The organism is Peribacillus sp. TE19612 (assembly GCF_056279465.1).
The window spans coordinates 284520-300880 of sequence record NZ_JBWCCL010000002.1; the positions used below are offsets into that span (position 1 = coordinate 284520).

At 44.4% G+C, this 16361-nt stretch carries 15 protein-coding genes; all 15 read left to right on the top strand.

All coding sequences use genetic code 11. From position 1 onward, the window contains the following. The first annotated feature begins 166 nt into the window (after positions 1-166). The 15 genes from cymR to mltG all read left to right on the top strand — a co-directional run bounded on the left by cymR (position 167) and on the right by mltG (position 16121). Complete coding sequence (gene cymR / locus ACZ9AO_RS04645; protein WP_076365115.1) at positions 167-586, top strand: cysteine metabolism transcriptional regulator CymR; 420 nt, start codon at positions 167-169, stop codon at positions 584-586. A 60-nt stretch (positions 587-646) separates the two neighbouring features. After that, a complete protein-coding gene (locus tag ACZ9AO_RS04650; protein ID WP_476108573.1) occupies positions 647-1792 on the top strand; it encodes a cysteine desulfurase family protein in 1146 nt (381 codons plus the stop codon). A 29-nt stretch (positions 1793-1821) separates the two neighbouring features. Then, on the top strand, positions 1822-2937 hold the full coding sequence (gene mnmA, locus ACZ9AO_RS04655) for a tRNA 2-thiouridine(34) synthase MnmA (protein WP_034308651.1): 1116 nt from the start codon (positions 1822-1824) through the stop codon (positions 2935-2937). 121 nt (positions 2938-3058) lie between these two features. Continuing rightward, positions 3059-3724 carry a tetratricopeptide repeat protein gene (locus ACZ9AO_RS04660; protein ID WP_340876958.1) on the top strand — a complete coding sequence of 222 codons (666 nt, stop codon included), beginning with the start codon at positions 3059-3061 and terminating at the stop codon, positions 3722-3724. 36 nt (positions 3725-3760) lie between these two features. Then, positions 3761-6166, top strand: coding sequence for an SF1B family DNA helicase RecD2 (gene recD2, locus ACZ9AO_RS04665; protein ID WP_476108574.1), 2406 nt, complete (start codon positions 3761-3763; stop codon positions 6164-6166). A gap of 83 nt (positions 6167-6249) precedes the next feature. After that, positions 6250-6819: a LemA family protein gene (locus tag ACZ9AO_RS04670; protein WP_372464783.1), complete on the top strand. Its 570-nt coding sequence runs from the start codon at positions 6250-6252 to the stop codon at positions 6817-6819. Continuing rightward, positions 6819-7589, top strand: a complete 771-nt coding sequence (locus ACZ9AO_RS04675) for a TPM domain-containing protein (protein WP_476108575.1) — start codon at positions 6819-6821, stop codon at positions 7587-7589. Before ACZ9AO_RS04670 ends, ACZ9AO_RS04675 begins: the two co-directional genes overlap by 1 nt. 138 nt (positions 7590-7727) lie before the next feature. Then, positions 7728-8186: a PRC-barrel domain-containing protein gene (locus ACZ9AO_RS04680; RefSeq protein ID WP_063594210.1), complete on the top strand. Its 459-nt coding sequence runs from the start codon at positions 7728-7730 to the stop codon at positions 8184-8186. Continuing rightward, positions 8176-8391 (top strand): hypothetical protein, encoded by a 216-nt coding sequence (locus ACZ9AO_RS04685; RefSeq protein ID WP_034311361.1) that lies wholly within the window; start codon positions 8176-8178, stop codon positions 8389-8391. The genes ACZ9AO_RS04680 and ACZ9AO_RS04685 overlap by 11 nt, the downstream gene beginning before the upstream one ends. Positions 8392-8617: 226 nt before the next feature. Continuing rightward, positions 8618-9694 carry an AI-2E family transporter gene (locus ACZ9AO_RS04690; protein ID WP_476108576.1) on the top strand — a complete coding sequence of 359 codons (1077 nt, stop codon included), beginning with the start codon at positions 8618-8620 and terminating at the stop codon, positions 9692-9694. A 310-nt stretch (positions 9695-10004) separates the two neighbouring features. Beyond that, positions 10005-12641, top strand: a complete 2637-nt coding sequence (gene alaS, locus ACZ9AO_RS04695) for an alanine--tRNA ligase (protein WP_063594208.1) — start codon at positions 10005-10007, stop codon at positions 12639-12641. 65 nt (positions 12642-12706) lie between these two features. Then, complete coding sequence (locus ACZ9AO_RS04700) at positions 12707-12976, top strand: IreB family regulatory phosphoprotein (RefSeq protein ID WP_034311358.1); 270 nt, start codon at positions 12707-12709, stop codon at positions 12974-12976. Next, positions 12976-13401 carry a Holliday junction resolvase RuvX gene (gene ruvX, locus ACZ9AO_RS04705; protein ID WP_034308633.1) on the top strand — a complete coding sequence of 142 codons (426 nt, stop codon included), beginning with the start codon at positions 12976-12978 and terminating at the stop codon, positions 13399-13401. The genes ACZ9AO_RS04700 and ruvX overlap by 1 nt, the downstream gene beginning before the upstream one ends. Positions 13402-13412: 11 nt before the next feature. Then, on the top strand, positions 13413-13703 hold the full coding sequence (locus ACZ9AO_RS04710; protein WP_034308630.1) for a DUF1292 domain-containing protein: 291 nt from the start codon (positions 13413-13415) through the stop codon (positions 13701-13703). Between the two features lie 1281 nt (positions 13704-14984). Further along, complete coding sequence (gene mltG, locus ACZ9AO_RS04715) at positions 14985-16121, top strand: endolytic transglycosylase MltG (RefSeq protein WP_370021597.1); 1137 nt, start codon at positions 14985-14987, stop codon at positions 16119-16121. Positions 16122-16361 lie beyond the last annotated feature (240 nt).

Genomic DNA, 16361 nt, shown 5'->3' on the forward strand with positions numbered 1-16361 from the left:
ATCATGCCCCTCGATCGGTTTACATTTCATTCTTTATTTTCACTTTTCCTATCTCTCCAATTAGGATAATTTGACAAAGGAAGGGCGGGTGAATGCATTTCCGGCGGGAATATGCTATAATTTCATAAGAATTTAGAAACGGATAAATAATTTGAGGTGTATATGTATGAAGATATCTACTAAAGGCCGTTATGGTTTGACGATCATGATCGAGCTTGCTAAACATTATGGAGAAGGCCCGAAGAGTTTGAAATCGATTGCCCAGACGCATAATTTGTCAGAGCATTATTTGGAGCAGTTGATTGCGCCGCTTCGTAATGCGGGGTTGGTGAAGAGTGTCCGAGGTGCGTATGGCGGGTATATCCTGTCTAAAGATCCTCAGGAGATTACTTCAGGTGATGTCATTCGTGTATTGGAAGGGCCGATTACGCCTGTTGAGGGAATCGAGGATGAAGAGCCGGTGAAGCGTCAGCTTTGGATCAGGATTCGCGATGCCGTGAAGGATGTATTGGATAATACGACGCTTATGGATTTGGCGAGCTACAAGGATACGGGTGAAATCGATTCTTATATGTACTATATTTAATTGATCAGCAATGCGCCTCTTATGTAGGCGCTTGCGTTTTTTAATGGAGGCGACAAAAAAGTGGACAGAATATATTTAGATCATGCTGCGACTTCACCGATGCATCCGAATGTGATCGATACGATGATGAGGGTCATGAGCAATGATTTCGGAAATCCGTCGAGCATTCATGCTTTCGGACGGGAGGCGCGGCATGTTTTGGATGAGGCGCGTTCGAGTATTGCAGCGAGCATCGGTGCTGGGCGGAATGAAATCATTTTCACGAGCGGCGGAACCGAGGCTGATAATACGGCGATCATTGGTGTTGCGAATGCTTATAAAGAACAAGGGAAGCACATCATTACGACGGAGATTGAGCATCATGCGGTCTTGCATACTTGCCAATACCTTGAGAAGTCTGGCTTTGAGGTCACATATTTACCTGTGAATGAGGCGGGGCTTATTTCAATTGCCGATTTAAAGGCGGCATTGAGGGACGACACGATTTTGGTTTCGGTCATGTTCGGCAATAATGAGGTGGGTACGATCCAGCCGATTGCTGAAATAGGGCAGGTGCTCAAGGGTCATCAAGCCATTTTCCATACGGATGCGGTTCAGGCATATGGTTTGATCTCTATCGACGTTCGTGAGTTGGGTGTGGATTTGCTGAGTGTATCCGCGCATAAAATCAACGGTCCCAAGGGAATCGGCTTTCTTTATATTCGTGAAGGATTGAAGCTGAATCCGCATTTATATGGCGGGGAACAAGAACGCAAGCGCCGTGCTGGTACGGAGAGTGTGCCGGCAATTGCCGGTTTTTCAGAAGCTGTTTTAATTGCACAGAGCACGATGGAAAAGAAAAAGGAGCAATACAAGCGATTCAAAGACGTATTGCTTGCCGTCTTTGATGAGGCGGATGTACAATATGAAATTAACGGATCCATGGAACAGTCGCTGCCGCATTTGCTGAATGTCAGTTTTTCGGGTACGAATGTGGAATCGATGCTCGTAAATATGGACTTGGCAGGTGTTGCTGTATCGAGCGGGTCCGCTTGTACTGCCGGGTCAATCGATCCGTCGCATGTGCTTGTGGCGATGTTCGGGAAAGATTCGGAGCGGACGAAGAATTCGATTCGTTTCAGCTTCGGTTTGAACAACACGGAAGAGGAAGTAAGGCAGGCGGCTGAAACCACCGTTAAAATCGTTAATAGATTAGTGAGAAGATAATTCTTACTTTAAATAAATGAGGTGACAGAATGAGAAAAGCACCACAGGACACCCGCGTCGTCGTGGGTATGTCAGGAGGCGTGGATTCTTCTGTGTCAGCCCTGCTATTGAAGAATCAAGGCTATGATGTGGTCGGGATTTTCATGAAGAACTGGGATGATACAGATGAAAACGGAGTCTGTACGGCAACGGAAGATTACAATGATGTAATTGCCGTTTGTAATCAAATCGGCATCCCTTATTATGCAGTCAATTTTGAAAAGCAGTATTGGGATAAAGTTTTCACTTATTTCTTGGATGAGTATAAAGCGGGCCGTACCCCGAATCCGGATGTAATGTGCAATAAGGAAATCAAGTTCAAGGCTTTTCTTGAACATGCGGTAAGCCTTGGTGCCGACTATGTGGCTACAGGTCATTACGCACAGGTTGAATACCGGGATGGCGAATACAAAATGCTGCGCGGTGTCGATAATAATAAAGATCAAACGTACTTCTTGAACCAGCTTACTCAAGAACAATTGGAAAAAGTCATGTTTCCGCTTGGACATATTGATAAGAAGGAAGTCCGTGAAATTGCGAAAGAAGCGGGTCTTGCCACGGCAACGAAAAAAGATTCTACAGGGATCTGCTTTATCGGTGAACGCAATTTCAAAGAGTTTTTAAGCAATTACCTCCCAGCTCAGCCCGGTGATATGGTCACGATGGATGGCAAGGTTATGGGCAAGCATGACGGATTGATGTATTACACGATCGGTCAGCGTCACGGTCTGGGAATTGGCGGCAGCGGCGATCCTTGGTTTGTTGCGGGAAAAGACTTGAAGCGCAATGTACTGTATGTGTGTCAAGGCTTTGATAATGATGTGCTGTATTCCAATTCCCTTCGTGCAGTGAATGTCAGCTGGGTAGCGGAACATGCGCCTGCTGATGAATTTACATGCACGGCAAAATTCAGGTACCGTCAAGACGATAGCGGTGTTAAGGTGAAGGTCTTGGACAATGGTGATGTTGAAGTCATCTTTGACGAGCCAGTCCGCGCAATCACACCTGGACAAGCAGTCGTCTTCTATGATGGTGAAGTGTGCCTTGGCGGCGGTACGATTGATGAAGTATTTAAAAAAGGTGAAAAACTGACTTACGTAGGGTAAAATAAGCATGTCCCCAGCTGTGTTTGCGGTTGGGGACTTCTTTTGGATTGCGGGTGACCGCCTGAATTCGACCACTGGCTTATGCTATACTTTTTAATATAAAAATGGAGTGTGAATGGATATGGATAAGAATCAACAAGGTATTGAATTTATGCAGCAAGGGAAATACGAAGAAGCGGCGAAAGTTTTTAATGAGGCGATCGAGGAAAATCCGAATGAGCCTGTTGCTTACATAAACTTTGGGAATGTATTGACTGCCGTTGGTGAAACGGATAAAGCGGTCAAGTTTTACAAAAAGGCGATCGAGCTGGATGAAAATGCAGCAGCGGCGTACTATTCATTAGGAAACTTATATTATGAATCCGATTCTAAACTGGTCGAAGCGAAGGATATGTTTGAAAAGGCCATCCGTCTGGGACTGGATAACAGCGATGCTTACTTCATGCTTGGATTGACATTGATGGCCTTGGATCAACCGAAATTGGCGATGCCTTATCTGCAGAGAACGGTGGAGCTGAGCCCTGAGGATGTTGATGCGAGATTCCAATATGCGTTATGTCTTGCTAATGCGGAATTGTATGATGAATTGATCAATCAACTGAATAAAGTTGTGGAACAGGATCCGGGCCATGCGGATGCTTATTATAATTTAGGTGTTGCGTTTGCAGGGTATCGTGAGGATGCGAAAGCCGCAATGGATTATTTTGATAAGGCTCTGGAAGCACAGCCTGACCATATGCTTGCTGCGCACGGTAAGAAACTGTTGGAAGAAATGAATGCTGAGTAAATAAAAAGCATATGCATGGAAAGGTGGGGAGAAGAGTTGAGCCAGCAAGATTCGTTGGATTTGTTTTCAGAAGAGAAAATGTTCATGAAAGGCAGTCATTTAGTGACGATCTTTCATAATGAAGAAAATATGTACTCGGTTGTGAGAATTCGTGTGCATGAAACGAATCTGAATTATGAAGAGAAGGAAGCGGTCGTAACAGGTTATTTTCCAAGGATGCATGAAGATGAGATCTATATTTTTTATGGGGCCATGAAGGAACATCCGCGTTTTGGCCTTCAATTTCATGTAGAGCATTTTCGCAAGGATCTGCCTCAATCCAAGGAAGGCATCGTCAGTTATTTATCAGGTGACCTTTTCAAGGGCATTGGGAAAAAAACAGCCGAAAGCATTGTTGAGACACTGGGTGAAAAGGCCATTTCAAAAATTCTGGCTCAGCCTTCGCTGCTTGATGATATCCCGAAGCTATCAGGGGAAAAGGCAAAAGGCCTCTATGATACATTAGTCGAGCATCAAGGTCTGGAGCAGGTGATGATCGCCCTGAATCAATATGGCTTCGGTCCGCAGCTGTCGATGAAAATCTATCAAATGTATAAGCAGGATACGATCACGATGGTTCAGGGAAATCCGTATAAGCTCGTAGAGGATATTGAAGGGATTGGGTTTGGACGGGCGGATGAGCTTGGGCATCAGCTGGGCATTTCCGGCAGCCACCCCGACCGAATCAAGGCTGCGTGCTTGTATACGCTTGAATCCCAATGCCTCCAGGACGGAAATATCTACATAGAAGCCGAGCAGCTTTTGGAAGCGGTCAAACGGCTGCTGGAGGAAAATAAACGTGATCGCATTGAGTTCACCAACATTTCCTCGGAAATAATCGAATTGACGCAAGAGGGGAAAATAGTTGTCGAGGATCAACGAATTTATCCGCCTTCGCTTTTCTATTCGGAAAAGGGAATCGTGATGAACATCAAGCGGCTGCTTGCTCAAACCGAGTATGAGGACCAGTTCCCCGAATCGGAGTTCTTGCTGGCACTTGGGGAGCTGGAAGAGCGGCTAGATGTTTCCTATGCCCCGGCCCAAAAGGAAGCGATCCAGACAGCCCTGCAATCACCGATGTTAATCTTGACGGGGGGACCGGGTACCGGTAAGACGACAGTCATCAAAGGCATCGTTGAGCTATATGCAGAGCTGCATGGTGTATCCATGGACATTAACGATTATAAAAAAGAAGGAAGCGATCCGTTTCCATTCGTACTTGCGGCTCCTACTGGCCGTGCAGCGAAACGCATGGCCGAGTCGACGGGGCTCCCCGCAGTCACGATCCACCGTTTGCTGGGGTGGAACGGGAGTGAAGGCTTTTCCCATGATGAGGATAATCAGCTGGATGGCCGTATCGTGATCATCGATGAGGTTTCGATGGTGGATACGTGGCTGGCCCATCAATTGTTTAAAGCTCTGCCGGAAAATGTCCAAGTGATATTGGTTGGTGATGAAGATCAGCTGCCATCTGTTGGCCCTGGGCAGGTTTTAAAGGATTTACTTGCATCGAATTGTGTCCCGACTGTCAGTCTCGAACATATATATCGTCAAGCTGATGGCTCATCGATCATTGAATTGGCCCATGAAATCAAAAAAGGAAGGCTCCCGGATGATGTCACGAAACAGCAAGAAGATCGATCGTTCATTCGCTGCCAAACCAATCAAATCCCCCAAGTAATCGAGAAAGTGGTTGCCAATGCCAAGACGAAAGGTTTCACGGCCAAAGATATACAGGTGCTGGCCCCCATGTATAGAGGGCCTGCCGGAATTGATGCACTGAATAAAATGCTTCAGGAAGTGTTCAATAGCAATGCGAATGAAAAGCGGCGGGAAATAAAATTCGGAGATGTGATATATAGAACCGGGGATAAGGTGCTTCAACTGGTGAATCAGCCAGAGGAGGGTGTCTTTAATGGCGATATGGGGGAAATCGTGTCCATATTGTTCGCTAAAGAAAATACCGATTCTGTCGATAAAGTGATCATATCGTTCGAAGGCATCGAAGTGACTTACACGAAACAGGATTTGAACCAGATCACACATGCCTATTGCTGCTCCATCCATAAGTCGCAGGGAAGCGAATTCCCCATCGTCATTTTACCTGTAGTGAAAAGTTATTACCGGATGCTCCGCCGTAATTTATTGTATACGGCAATTACCCGCAGTAAAAATTTCTTGATCCTATGTGGTGAAGAAGATGCATTCCGTTTAGGGATCGAGCGTAATGATGAGATGCGCCGGAAAACGACTTTGCGTGAAAAGCTGCGAGAGATCTTGAGTGAAGAAGAAATGCCGGTTGAAAAGGGAGAGGTGCATCAAGAAGCAAGTTATCTTGATATTCTTATGCATGCCGACCCGATGATCGGGATGGAGAATGTCACGCCATATGATTTTATGTAGATTCTTTTTGATTAATTTTGTTTAAAATTCATGGTTTTGGTGGAACTAATAAGGATATAACTTATATGTGAGCAGGGGGGGATTTGATGAAAAAAGGTTGGATAATCGGGATAGTCGTTGTCGTTCTACTGGTCATTTATGGCGCATCTTCCTACAACGGACTTGTAAGTGCCAGTGAAGACGTCGATAATAAATGGTCACAGGTGGATAACCAATTAAAACGAAGAGCGGATTTGATTCCGAACCTTGTCGAAACGGTGAAGGGGTATGCCTCGCATGAAACGGAAGCCATTAAAGCGGTGAGTGATGCACGCTCGAAGCTGGCAGGTGCCAATTCGACCGAAGATGCGATTGAAGCCGATCAAGAATTGAGCGGGGCCTTGAGCCGTCTTTTGGTTGTTGTCGAGAACTATCCGGACTTAAAGGCCAATGAGAACTTTAAGGGTCTCATGGATAGTTTGGAAGGAACGGAAAATCGGCTGACGGTAGCACGAAAAGACTATAATGATGAAGTTACCAACTATAATAAGATGATTAAACGCTTTCCGAAGAATATGATGGCAGGAGCGTTCGGGTTCGATGCCAAACCATATTTTGAAGTGACCGATCAAGAAAAAGAAACGCCAAAGGTTGATTTCGGGAGCGATAAATAATGAAAAAACTCGCTGTGTTTGCGCTATTCTTCATTCTTACGTTCAGTTTAGCAAACGTGGCCGCAGCACAACCTAACATTCCTGAACCAGTTGGGGATATATATGTTCAGGACTTCGCCGGAGTCCTGGATGATCAGGAAAAATCCGAACTCATCGAACTTGGGAAACGACTGGATGATGCCACAAAAGCACAAATTTCCGTTTTGACGGTTGATTCGATGGAAGGATCCGAGATCGAGGAGTACTCGGTCGAAGCATTGAGATCATTCAAGCTTGGTGATGCCGAGCTGAACAATGGAGTCCTCATCGTGCTGGCCATGGAAGAACAGAAAATCCGAATTGAAGTGGGCTACGGTTTGGAAGGGGCCATTACCGATATAAAATCTGGACAGATTTTGGATGATGTGGCTATCCCCGCGCTGAAAGATGGTAAATATGATGTTGCCCTGACGGAGACCTATAAGGCTGTATATAACGACGTCACGAAAGAATACAACCTAGGTGACGAGTTTTATCAAGATCTCTCCGTTCAGCCCGAGTCAGAAACCTTTCAGCCATCAGGTTTACAGATTTTCCTCATTATCATCGTCGTCATCATCGTATTCATCCTCGATGCCAAGTTCTTTAAAGGGTTTTTCCTTCAAACGCTAATCAATATCCTTTTGATATTCATAAGTCGCGGAGGCGGCGGCCGTGGTGGCGGGAGCGGCGGTCCACGGGGCGGCGGCGGAGGAAGTTCCGGTGGCGGAGGTGCCAGCAGGGGCTGGTGAAAACAGGTGGATCTGACCGGGAAACCGGTCTTTTTTTTATGTATGGCCCATGTGTTGAACCAACAATGGAAAACCTTTCAGCACATCTATTTTCAGTAGTAAAGAGATAATAAAAATGTTCGGAAAGGCGGGATGACCTTGCGGACGTTTTCTTTATTGAAAGGAATGCCGGTTTTTACAATCAAAGGAGATAGAATCGGCACGGTCCACGATTTATCAATTTCTGAAATGGGACAGGTAACGGGGTTGGTCGTTCATCAGCAAGCATTGTTCAAAAGAGCTTTTCATTTAAAACTTGACGATATTTCTTCATTCGGTCCAGATGGGATCGTCATCAGCCAGCAAGATTCAACCTTAAGGAAAGTGCCTGCGGATTCCATTTGCCTATCGAAGGACGAATTATTGGGACGCATGCTGTTTTCTGAAATGGGCGAAGAACTTGGTTTACTGCAGGATGTATATTTCAAGGAAAAAATGGGCACGATTATAGCGTATGAAACAACGGATGGGTTTTTCTCGGAGTCGACAGTGATAGAATCAAAACAGCCGCCTGCATTAGGGAAGGACACCATCATAGTTTCAGTTTATGAACAGTGAGGTGTCCATTTTGGAAATTAAATGTCCGAATTGCCGCAGTAAAGATGTTGGGAAGATTGGCGTAAATCAATATTATTGTTGGAATTGCTTTATTGAAATGACTCTGTCCGAAGGGCTCATCAATACGCACCAAGTCGAGGAAGATGGAAGTTTAAGCTCATTGGACGATTTGTTTGAGGAAAATGACCGCCGCTTCGGTATGTAAATAACGGAAGAGGTGTTTTCAATGGCTAGACGTTCACGCAATACTCTAATGAATATGGGTTCGGACTTGATGAACTCGAAGATGATTAAACGGAACATGAAGAAAATACGCAAAAGATTAAAGTCATTATTATAGCAGGAATGGGTGTCCTGATAATGAGGGCACTCTTTTTTATGTATGAAAACCTTCCGCCTTTCGAAGAATAAATGAGCGGGGGGTGTTTATTGTGAGTATTCGGCTAAAGTGGTTTTATCGCCTGGGTTTTTTATTGCTCTTATTTTTCGTCATCTATATTTTTATGAAACTTAAGCCCATGTGGGGACCTGCCGTTTCTGTATGTGTGACGGTGCTGCTGCCCTTTTTGATCGGTGCGTTCATCAGTTACTTGCTGCACCCTGTTGTGGAATATTTAAATGAGAAAGGGATGCGTCGCTGGCTTTCGATCACGATCATCTATTTGTTGTTTTTCGGGGGGATCGGTTTTGCCGTTTATAAAGGGATTCCAGTGATGGTCAGTCAGGTTCGCGAGCTGTCGGAAAGCGTGCCGGAACTGGTTGAACAGTACCGGGGCAGGATTGATAAGCTCAATCATCAAACGGCGGCCTGGCCGTTCGGAATTCATGAAAGATTCGAAGAGGGTATCACCCTTTTCGAAGGGTGGCTGAAGCGTATACCTGAAAAGGCGATGGAGTATGCAATGAAGATGATTGATTTCATCGTCCTGATTGCGTTGATTCCATTCATTGCTTTTTATATCCTCAAAGATTTCACCGTTTTAAAAAAAATGGCATGGTATATGACCCCGAAAAAATGGCGCAATCAGGGACGGGCATTCGTTCGTGACGTCGATGCATCGCTTGGCGGCTATATCCGCGGACAAATCATCGTCTGTGTCGTGATCGGTTTGATTTCCTCGCTGCTCTTCTGGATAGCCGGAATGAAATATCCGCTTCTTTTGGGGGCGATAATCGGGATAACGAATGTCATTCCGTATTTCGGACCGATTATTGGGGCCATTCCTGCGGTGGTCATCGCCGCGACAATGTCAGTTAAAATGGTGTTGATCATCGCGGTCATCGTGCTTGTCCTTCAATTTCTTGAGGGAAATATCCTGTCGCCGCTAATAGTCGGTAAAAGCCTTCATATGCATCCGCTGTTCATCATGCTTGCATTATTGGCCGGAGGCGAAATAGGCGGTATCGTCGGCATGGTCCTTTCGATTCCCATCTTGGCTGTGTTGAAAGTTTTTGTACTTCATGCCCGCGTTCACTTTAGAAAGAAGCCGCCCCTTATTGACAAATAAAAGTCTTGTGAATATAATCCATAACATAAGATAATTCGTTGAAGGATGAAGTATGCTGAAGTCCATCTAAAGAGAGGGGTCCCCCAGGCTGAAAGGGACTGCCAGGTGAAGAGCAGCAGAAAGCTAGTCCTGAGAGCAGCTAATACCTGCCGTCACGCCGCGTTAAGGCTTTTATGAAGGTGATGGGCCTGGGATGAATTCCTGCGTCCATAATCAGGGTGGTACCGCGAGTCAACTCTCGTCCCTGTTTTTGGGATGGGGGTTTTTTGTGTGCTCAAAATTACATAATTTTTAAAAGGAGGATATATATATGAAGTATTTAACTGGTGCTCAAATCCGCCAAATGTATTTAGACTTTTTTAGTGAAAAAGGACATAACATCGAACCAAGTGCGTCATTGGTTCCTCATGAAGATCCATCATTGCTTTGGATCAATTCCGGGGTGGCGACGTTAAAGAAATATTTTGATGGACGGGTGATTCCTGAAAATCCAAGGATTACGAATGCTCAAAAGGCGATCCGTACAAACGATATTGAAAACGTGGGGAAAACGGCACGTCATCATACGTTTTTCGAAATGCTCGGAAACTTCTCCATTGGTGAATATTTCAAAGAAGAAGCCATCACATGGGCATGGGAATTTTTGACCGATGAAAAATGGATTGGGTTCGACAAAGATAAATTGGCTGTGACGATCCATCCTGAAGATGATGAAGCATTCGAACTTTGGAATAAGAAAATCGGTGTTCCTGCTGAAAGGATCATTCGCCTGGAAGAAAACTTCTGGGATATCGGGGAAGGTCCAAGCGGTCCGAATACGGAGATTTTCTATGATCGCGGACCAGCATATGGCGATGATCCGAATGATCCGGAACTATATCCAGGCGGGGAAAATGAACGTCATCTGGAAGTATGGAATCTTGTATTTTCTCAATTCAACCATAATCCGGACGGTTCTTATACACCGCTTCCAAAGAAAAATATCGATACAGGGATGGGCCTTGAACGTATGGCTTCCGTCGTTCAAGATGTGGCGACGAACTATGATACAGATTTATTCATGCCAATCATCCGCGCAGTCGAAGAGATATCCGATGTGAAATATGGTGTTGATACAGAAAAGGATGTGGCATTCAAAGTCATTGCCGACCACATTCGTACGGTAGCCTTTGCAGTAGGTGACGGGGCTCTTCCATCTAACGAAGGCCGCGGTTATGTATTGCGCCGTTTACTTCGCAGAGCGGTTCGATATGCTAAGCAAATCAACATCAACCGACCATTCATGTTCGAGCTAGTGACGGTCGTCGGTGAAATCATGAAAGACTTCTACCCTGAAGTCCTCAAGAATAAAGAATTCATTGCAAAAGTAATCAAAAATGAAGAGGAACGCTTCCATGAAACCCTGAATGATGGACTGTCCATCCTTTCTGAGGTCATTAAAAAGGAAAAGGAAAAAGGCAATACGACCATTCCAGGCAGCGATGCATTCCGTTTATATGACACATATGGTTTCCCGATTGAGTTAACGGAAGAATATGCAGAAGAAGAAGGCATGACGGTCGATCAAGCTGGATTTGAAAAAGAGATGGATGCTCAGCGTGAACGTGCCCGTTCAGCGCGTCAAGATGTTGATTCCATGCAAATTCAAGGCGGGGTATTGGGCGATATTAAAGTTGAAAGTGAATTTGTCGGATATGATCAAGTTGCTGTTGAAGCCAAAGTTGCTGCCATCATACAAAATGGCGAGCTTGTAACGGAGGCACAAGAAGGAGAAGAAGTTCAAGTGATATTGGACAAGACTCCTTTCTACGCGGAAAGCGGCGGACAAATAGCCGATATAGGAACGATGGCCAGTGAATCCGTTAAGGTTGATGTCCTTGATGTCCAAAAAGCTCCTAATGGCCAAAATCTGCACCGTGTAACAGTTACTGCCGGCACATTAACAGCAGATTCCAATATCGTTGCTGCGGTAAATCAAGAAAATCGCATCCATATCACGAAAAACCATACAGCGACGCACCTTCTGCATCAGGCGTTGAAAGATGTGCTTGGTACACATGTCAACCAAGCGGGTTCACTCGTACAGGCTGAGCGCCTTCGCTTCGATTTCTCTCATTTTGGCCAGATAACGGCGGAAGAGATTGAACAAATCGAAACGATTGTAAATGAAAAGATTTGGCAAAGCTTACAAGTGAATACGGACTATAAAAACATCGAAGAAGCCAAGGCTATGGGCGCAATGGCCTTGTTCGGCGAAAAATACGGCAAGATTGTACGTGTCGTTCAAATAGGCGATTACAGCTTGGAACTTTGCGGCGGTGTCCACGTTCCGAATACAGCGGTGATCGGCTTATTCAAAATCGTTTCCGAAAGCGGCATCGGTGCAGGGACTCGCCGTATAGAAGCGGTAACGGGTGCCGGGGCGTACAAATTGATGACCGATCAAATCGGTGTCCTGAAAGATGCGGCTGCTAAATTGAAAACGAACTTGAAAGACGTACCTTCAAGAATTGAAACGGTACTGGCTGAAGTGAAGGATCTTCATCGTGAAAATGAAAGCCTTACTGCAAAATTAAGTAATATTGAAGCAAGCAGCCTTGTTTCTAACGTAAAAGACGTAAATGGTGTTCAAGTATTGGTGGCGAAGGTTCAAGCTACCGACATGAATAATCTGCGTGCCATGGCGGATGATTTGAAACAAAAGCTCGATTCTGTCATTATCGTATTAGGTTCTGCCCAAGGCGATAAAGTCAATTTGATTGCCGGGGTGACCAAGGATTACATCGACCGCGGTTTCCATGCTGGTAAATTGGTCAAAGAAGTTGCTTCCCGTTGCGGCGGTGGCGGTGGCGGACGTCCAGATATGGCCCAAGCCGGCGGAAAAGACCCTGAAAAATTGGATGCAGCACTTAATTTTGTTGAAGAATGGGTCTTATCGATTTCATAATCAATGGAAAGTGTTGTACAATGTAGGTAATAGTGGATTTGGACGCTGAGGAGAGGTGCATGTTAATGAGTTCCTTTGATAAAACGATGAAATTTAATTTTCCCGAAGAACCATTCGAAAGAGATGTACAAGAAGTATTGTCTCAAGTGTATGTTGCACTTCAGGAAAAAGGTTATAACCCGATAAACCAGATTGTCGGTTATCTATTATCTGGTGACCCGGCCTACATCCCGCGCCATATGGATGCTCGAAACATTATTCGTAAGCTTGAACGCGATGAAATCATCGAAGAATTGGTTAAATCGTATCTTAAGAACCATCGAGAGGAATACTAATGCGCACAATGGGACTTGATTTAGGTTCAAAAACCATCGGCGTCGCCCTGAGTGACGCGATGGGCTGGACTGCACAAGGATTGGAAACGATCAAAATTAACGAAGCTGGAAATGACTTCGGCTTTAAACGCCTCAATGAAATTATAAAAGAGCATGATGTTTCTAAAATTGTCCTCGGTTTACCTAAAAACATGAATGGGACTGTTGGACCGCGAGGCGAGATCAGCCAAGATTTCGCTAAACGATTAGAAAACAAATTCAAGCTGCCGGTGTTTCTCTGGGATGAACGGTTGACAACTATGGCGGCTGAACGTGTCCTTCTTGAGGCGGACGTGAGCCGAAGCAAACGCAAGAAAGTCATTGATAAAATGGCAGCTGTCATGATTCTGCAAGGATTCTTGGACAGACAAACAAATTCAATATGAGGTGAATACAAATGGAACACGGCGAAAACAACATTACAGTAGTAGATGAAAACGGAAACGAGCAGCTTTGCGAAATCCTTTTCACATTCGACTCAGATAAATTCAACAAATCTTATGTACTTTACTATCCGATGTCTGCAGAAGATGAAGAGGAAGAAATTGAAATCCACGCTTCATCATTCGTACCGAGCGAAGATAATAAAGATGGTGAACTTACACCGATCGAAACAGAAGAAGAGTGGGATCTTGTCGAAGAAATGTTAAATACATTCCTTGACCAAGAAGAAGCTGAAGAAGAATAAAAGAAAAAAACCGGCCCCTAGAGGTCGGTTTTTTTTTTGAAAAGAGACTCAATCTAAAATTTAATAACAAAATTGATTGGAGCGGGTGTGCGAGACTCCTGCAGGTAAAGCGTGTCTAAGGAGATCCCGCAGGCGGAAGTCGAGGAGGCTCCCGAGACCGCCCGCGGAAAGCGAGTATCTGGAGTGGAAATCAACGTTCGAATTGTAAAAACCCGTAAAAAACTGTAGACATGAAGGTGGGTTTTTTCATTTATGTACCAGTAACCCCTTATCTTTTCTTTGCTAATAAAAGCATAAAAGTAGCGAACGGGCCCAAAAATAATGATAGCAAGAACCAGTTCAGCGCCGTTCTATTTTTTCCTTGAGCAAGTCCGGCGTTTATGAGTGCCAATGTCCCCCAACCTACAAAATAAGACTGATCCAACTCCTTCACACCTTTCCTTTTCCTCAAATTATTATGGCATTCCTATATGAATATTTCTGTAATTCCCTAAAATGCCAACATATGCAGGAAACATTTTAAGCTGAGTATAATTAAAACAAAGTTGATTGGAGCGGGTGTGCGAGACACCTGCGGGAAAAGCGTGTCTAAGGAGACCCCGCAGGCGGAAGCCGAGGAGGCTCCCGAGACCGCCCGCGGAAAGTGAGTACCTGGAGTGGAATGTAAGTCCACCACCAAATAATATTTCATGGTTCAGGGTTTGAACATGCCGAGCCACTTTTTTAGACAAGAGGGTTACAATCTGAATTTTTTATAAAAATTTTATTGGAACGGAAGGTCGAGACTCCTGCGGGAAAAGCGTGTCTAAGGAGACCCCGCAGGCGGAAGCCGAGGGCGGACCGCCCGCGGAAAGTGAGTACCTGGAGTGGAAATCAAATCCACAACCAAATAACATTTCATGGTTCGGTTGTGAGCATTCCGAACGACTTTATTAGACAAAAGGGTTACAATCTGAATTTTTTTATACAAAGTTGATTGGAGAGTAATGTGAGAGACTCCTGCGGGAAAAACGCATCAAAGGGAGTGCCTGAAGCGGAAATCAATATACCCTCAAGAAAACTTTAGACAAAGATATCACTATTTTCCTATTAAATAATACCTGTATATTGACAAAACTAGTGCGTTTTTGCCATAAATAGAGTATTGATGAATGTAGTTTTACAAAAAACATGTAATTATTTGTTGATTTTAGTATAATGTTCGAAGCAAAGATTAATTAGAGAAAAAGCATCATCTAGAAACCATTCTGTAGTTGGTGTGAGTTTGCAGGGGGAATGAACATGGATGAAAAAGATAAAAATCTATCTAAAAAGGAACATATCCGAATGAAATTGTTAGAACAGCAAGGAGAAGCCAAGCTGGTTCGTAAAATCATCATGATTACGATCGCTTCGCTTATTTTACTAATTGGGATAGTTGGTCTTGTGGGCTTTTTATATATCAACTCAGCCATGAAACCAGTCGATCCGGATGATGACACCATCAAGAAAGTGAAAATCCCGATCGGTTCATCCGTTAACGGAATTTCAACTCTGCTTGAAGAGCAGGGAATAATCAAGGACGCACGCGTATTCAAATATTATATTAAATTCCGCAATGAATCCGGTTTTCAGGCAGGGGAGTATAAATTATCACCTTCGATGCCGATTGAGGATATTGTCACAAGCATCAAAACCGGAAAACTCATGAAGGAAGCGGCAATGAAGATAACGATTCCTGAAGGGAAGCAGCTAATCCAAATTGCCGATATCATCGCGGGGAAGACGGGTGAAGATCCGAAAAAGGTCTTCAAGAAATTGAATGATAAGAAGTTCGTTAATTCCATGCAAGAGCAATTTCCGCAGCTATTGACCTCGGAAATTGAAAATGAAAAGGTTTTATATCCGCTTGAAGGGTACCTTTTCCCAGCTACTTATGATTTTTATGAGGAAAAGCCGACCCTGGAATCAATCGTCATCGAGATGCTGAAGAAAACCGAAGAGACATTGCAGGCTTACGAGGGCCAAATGGACAAGAACGATTATTCCGTACACGAGATGCTGACCTTCGCTTCGCTTGTCGAAGAAGAGGCGACGGCACAAGTCGATCGCGGAAAGATAGCTTCCGTCTTTTACAATCGTATTGAGGAAGATATGCCGCTTCAAACGGATCCGACCGTTTTGTATGCGAAGGGTTCACATAAGAGCAGGGTGTATTATAAGGACCTTGAGGTGAAATCCCCTTATAATACGTATAAGAACAAGGGGCTGCCGCCAGGGCCGATTGCAAATGCTGGAACGACATCGATCGATGCGGTATTGAAACCTGAGAAAACGGATTACCTGTACTTTTTGGCAACACCTGAAGGCGAAGTCCTTTACTCCAAGACCTTGGATGACCACAATAACAAAAAGGCAGAGCATATTTCCAATAAATAAATAAAAAAATGCAAGGACACTGAGGGGGGAGAGATATTACTTTCCCCTTGTTTTTATGATAGAATAGTACAAGTGAATTTTTGATCCGATTCTAATCGGTGACGTAACTCGGCGAATGCCGGGTTTTATTTTGAAAGATAAGGAAATGTAGATCGTCAAGCATACTTGTTTCAGCTCCTTGTGAAGAAATTGTTCAATCAATTTTTTTCATGTTACTGACCAAGCGCTTTTGTTTTCCTT

Bases quoted from the DNA above. Each gene is read 5' to 3' on its own strand.
- cymR (WP_076365115.1), top strand. From the start codon at position 167: ATGAAGATATCTACTAAAGGCCGTTATGGTTTGACGATCATGATCGAG.
- mnmA (WP_034308651.1), top strand. From the start codon at position 1,822: ATGAGAAAAGCACCACAGGACACCCGCGTCGTCGTGGGTATGTCAGGA.
- ACZ9AO_RS04660 (WP_340876958.1), top strand. From the start codon at position 3,059: ATGGATAAGAATCAACAAGGTATTGAATTTATGCAGCAAGGGAAATAC.
- ACZ9AO_RS04675 (WP_476108575.1), top strand. From the start codon at position 6,819: ATGAAAAAACTCGCTGTGTTTGCGCTATTCTTCATTCTTACGTTCAGT.
- ACZ9AO_RS04685 (WP_034311361.1), top strand. From the start codon at position 8,176: ATGAACAGTGAGGTGTCCATTTTGGAAATTAAATGTCCGAATTGCCGC.
- alaS (WP_063594208.1), top strand. From the start codon at position 10,005: ATGAAGTATTTAACTGGTGCTCAAATCCGCCAAATGTATTTAGACTTT.
- ACZ9AO_RS04700 (WP_034311358.1), top strand. From the start codon at position 12,707: ATGAGTTCCTTTGATAAAACGATGAAATTTAATTTTCCCGAAGAACCA.
- ruvX (WP_034308633.1), top strand. From the start codon at position 12,976: ATGCGCACAATGGGACTTGATTTAGGTTCAAAAACCATCGGCGTCGCC.
- ACZ9AO_RS04710 (WP_034308630.1), top strand. From the start codon at position 13,413: ATGGAACACGGCGAAAACAACATTACAGTAGTAGATGAAAACGGAAAC.
- mltG (WP_370021597.1), top strand. From the start codon at position 14,985: ATGGATGAAAAAGATAAAAATCTATCTAAAAAGGAACATATCCGAATG.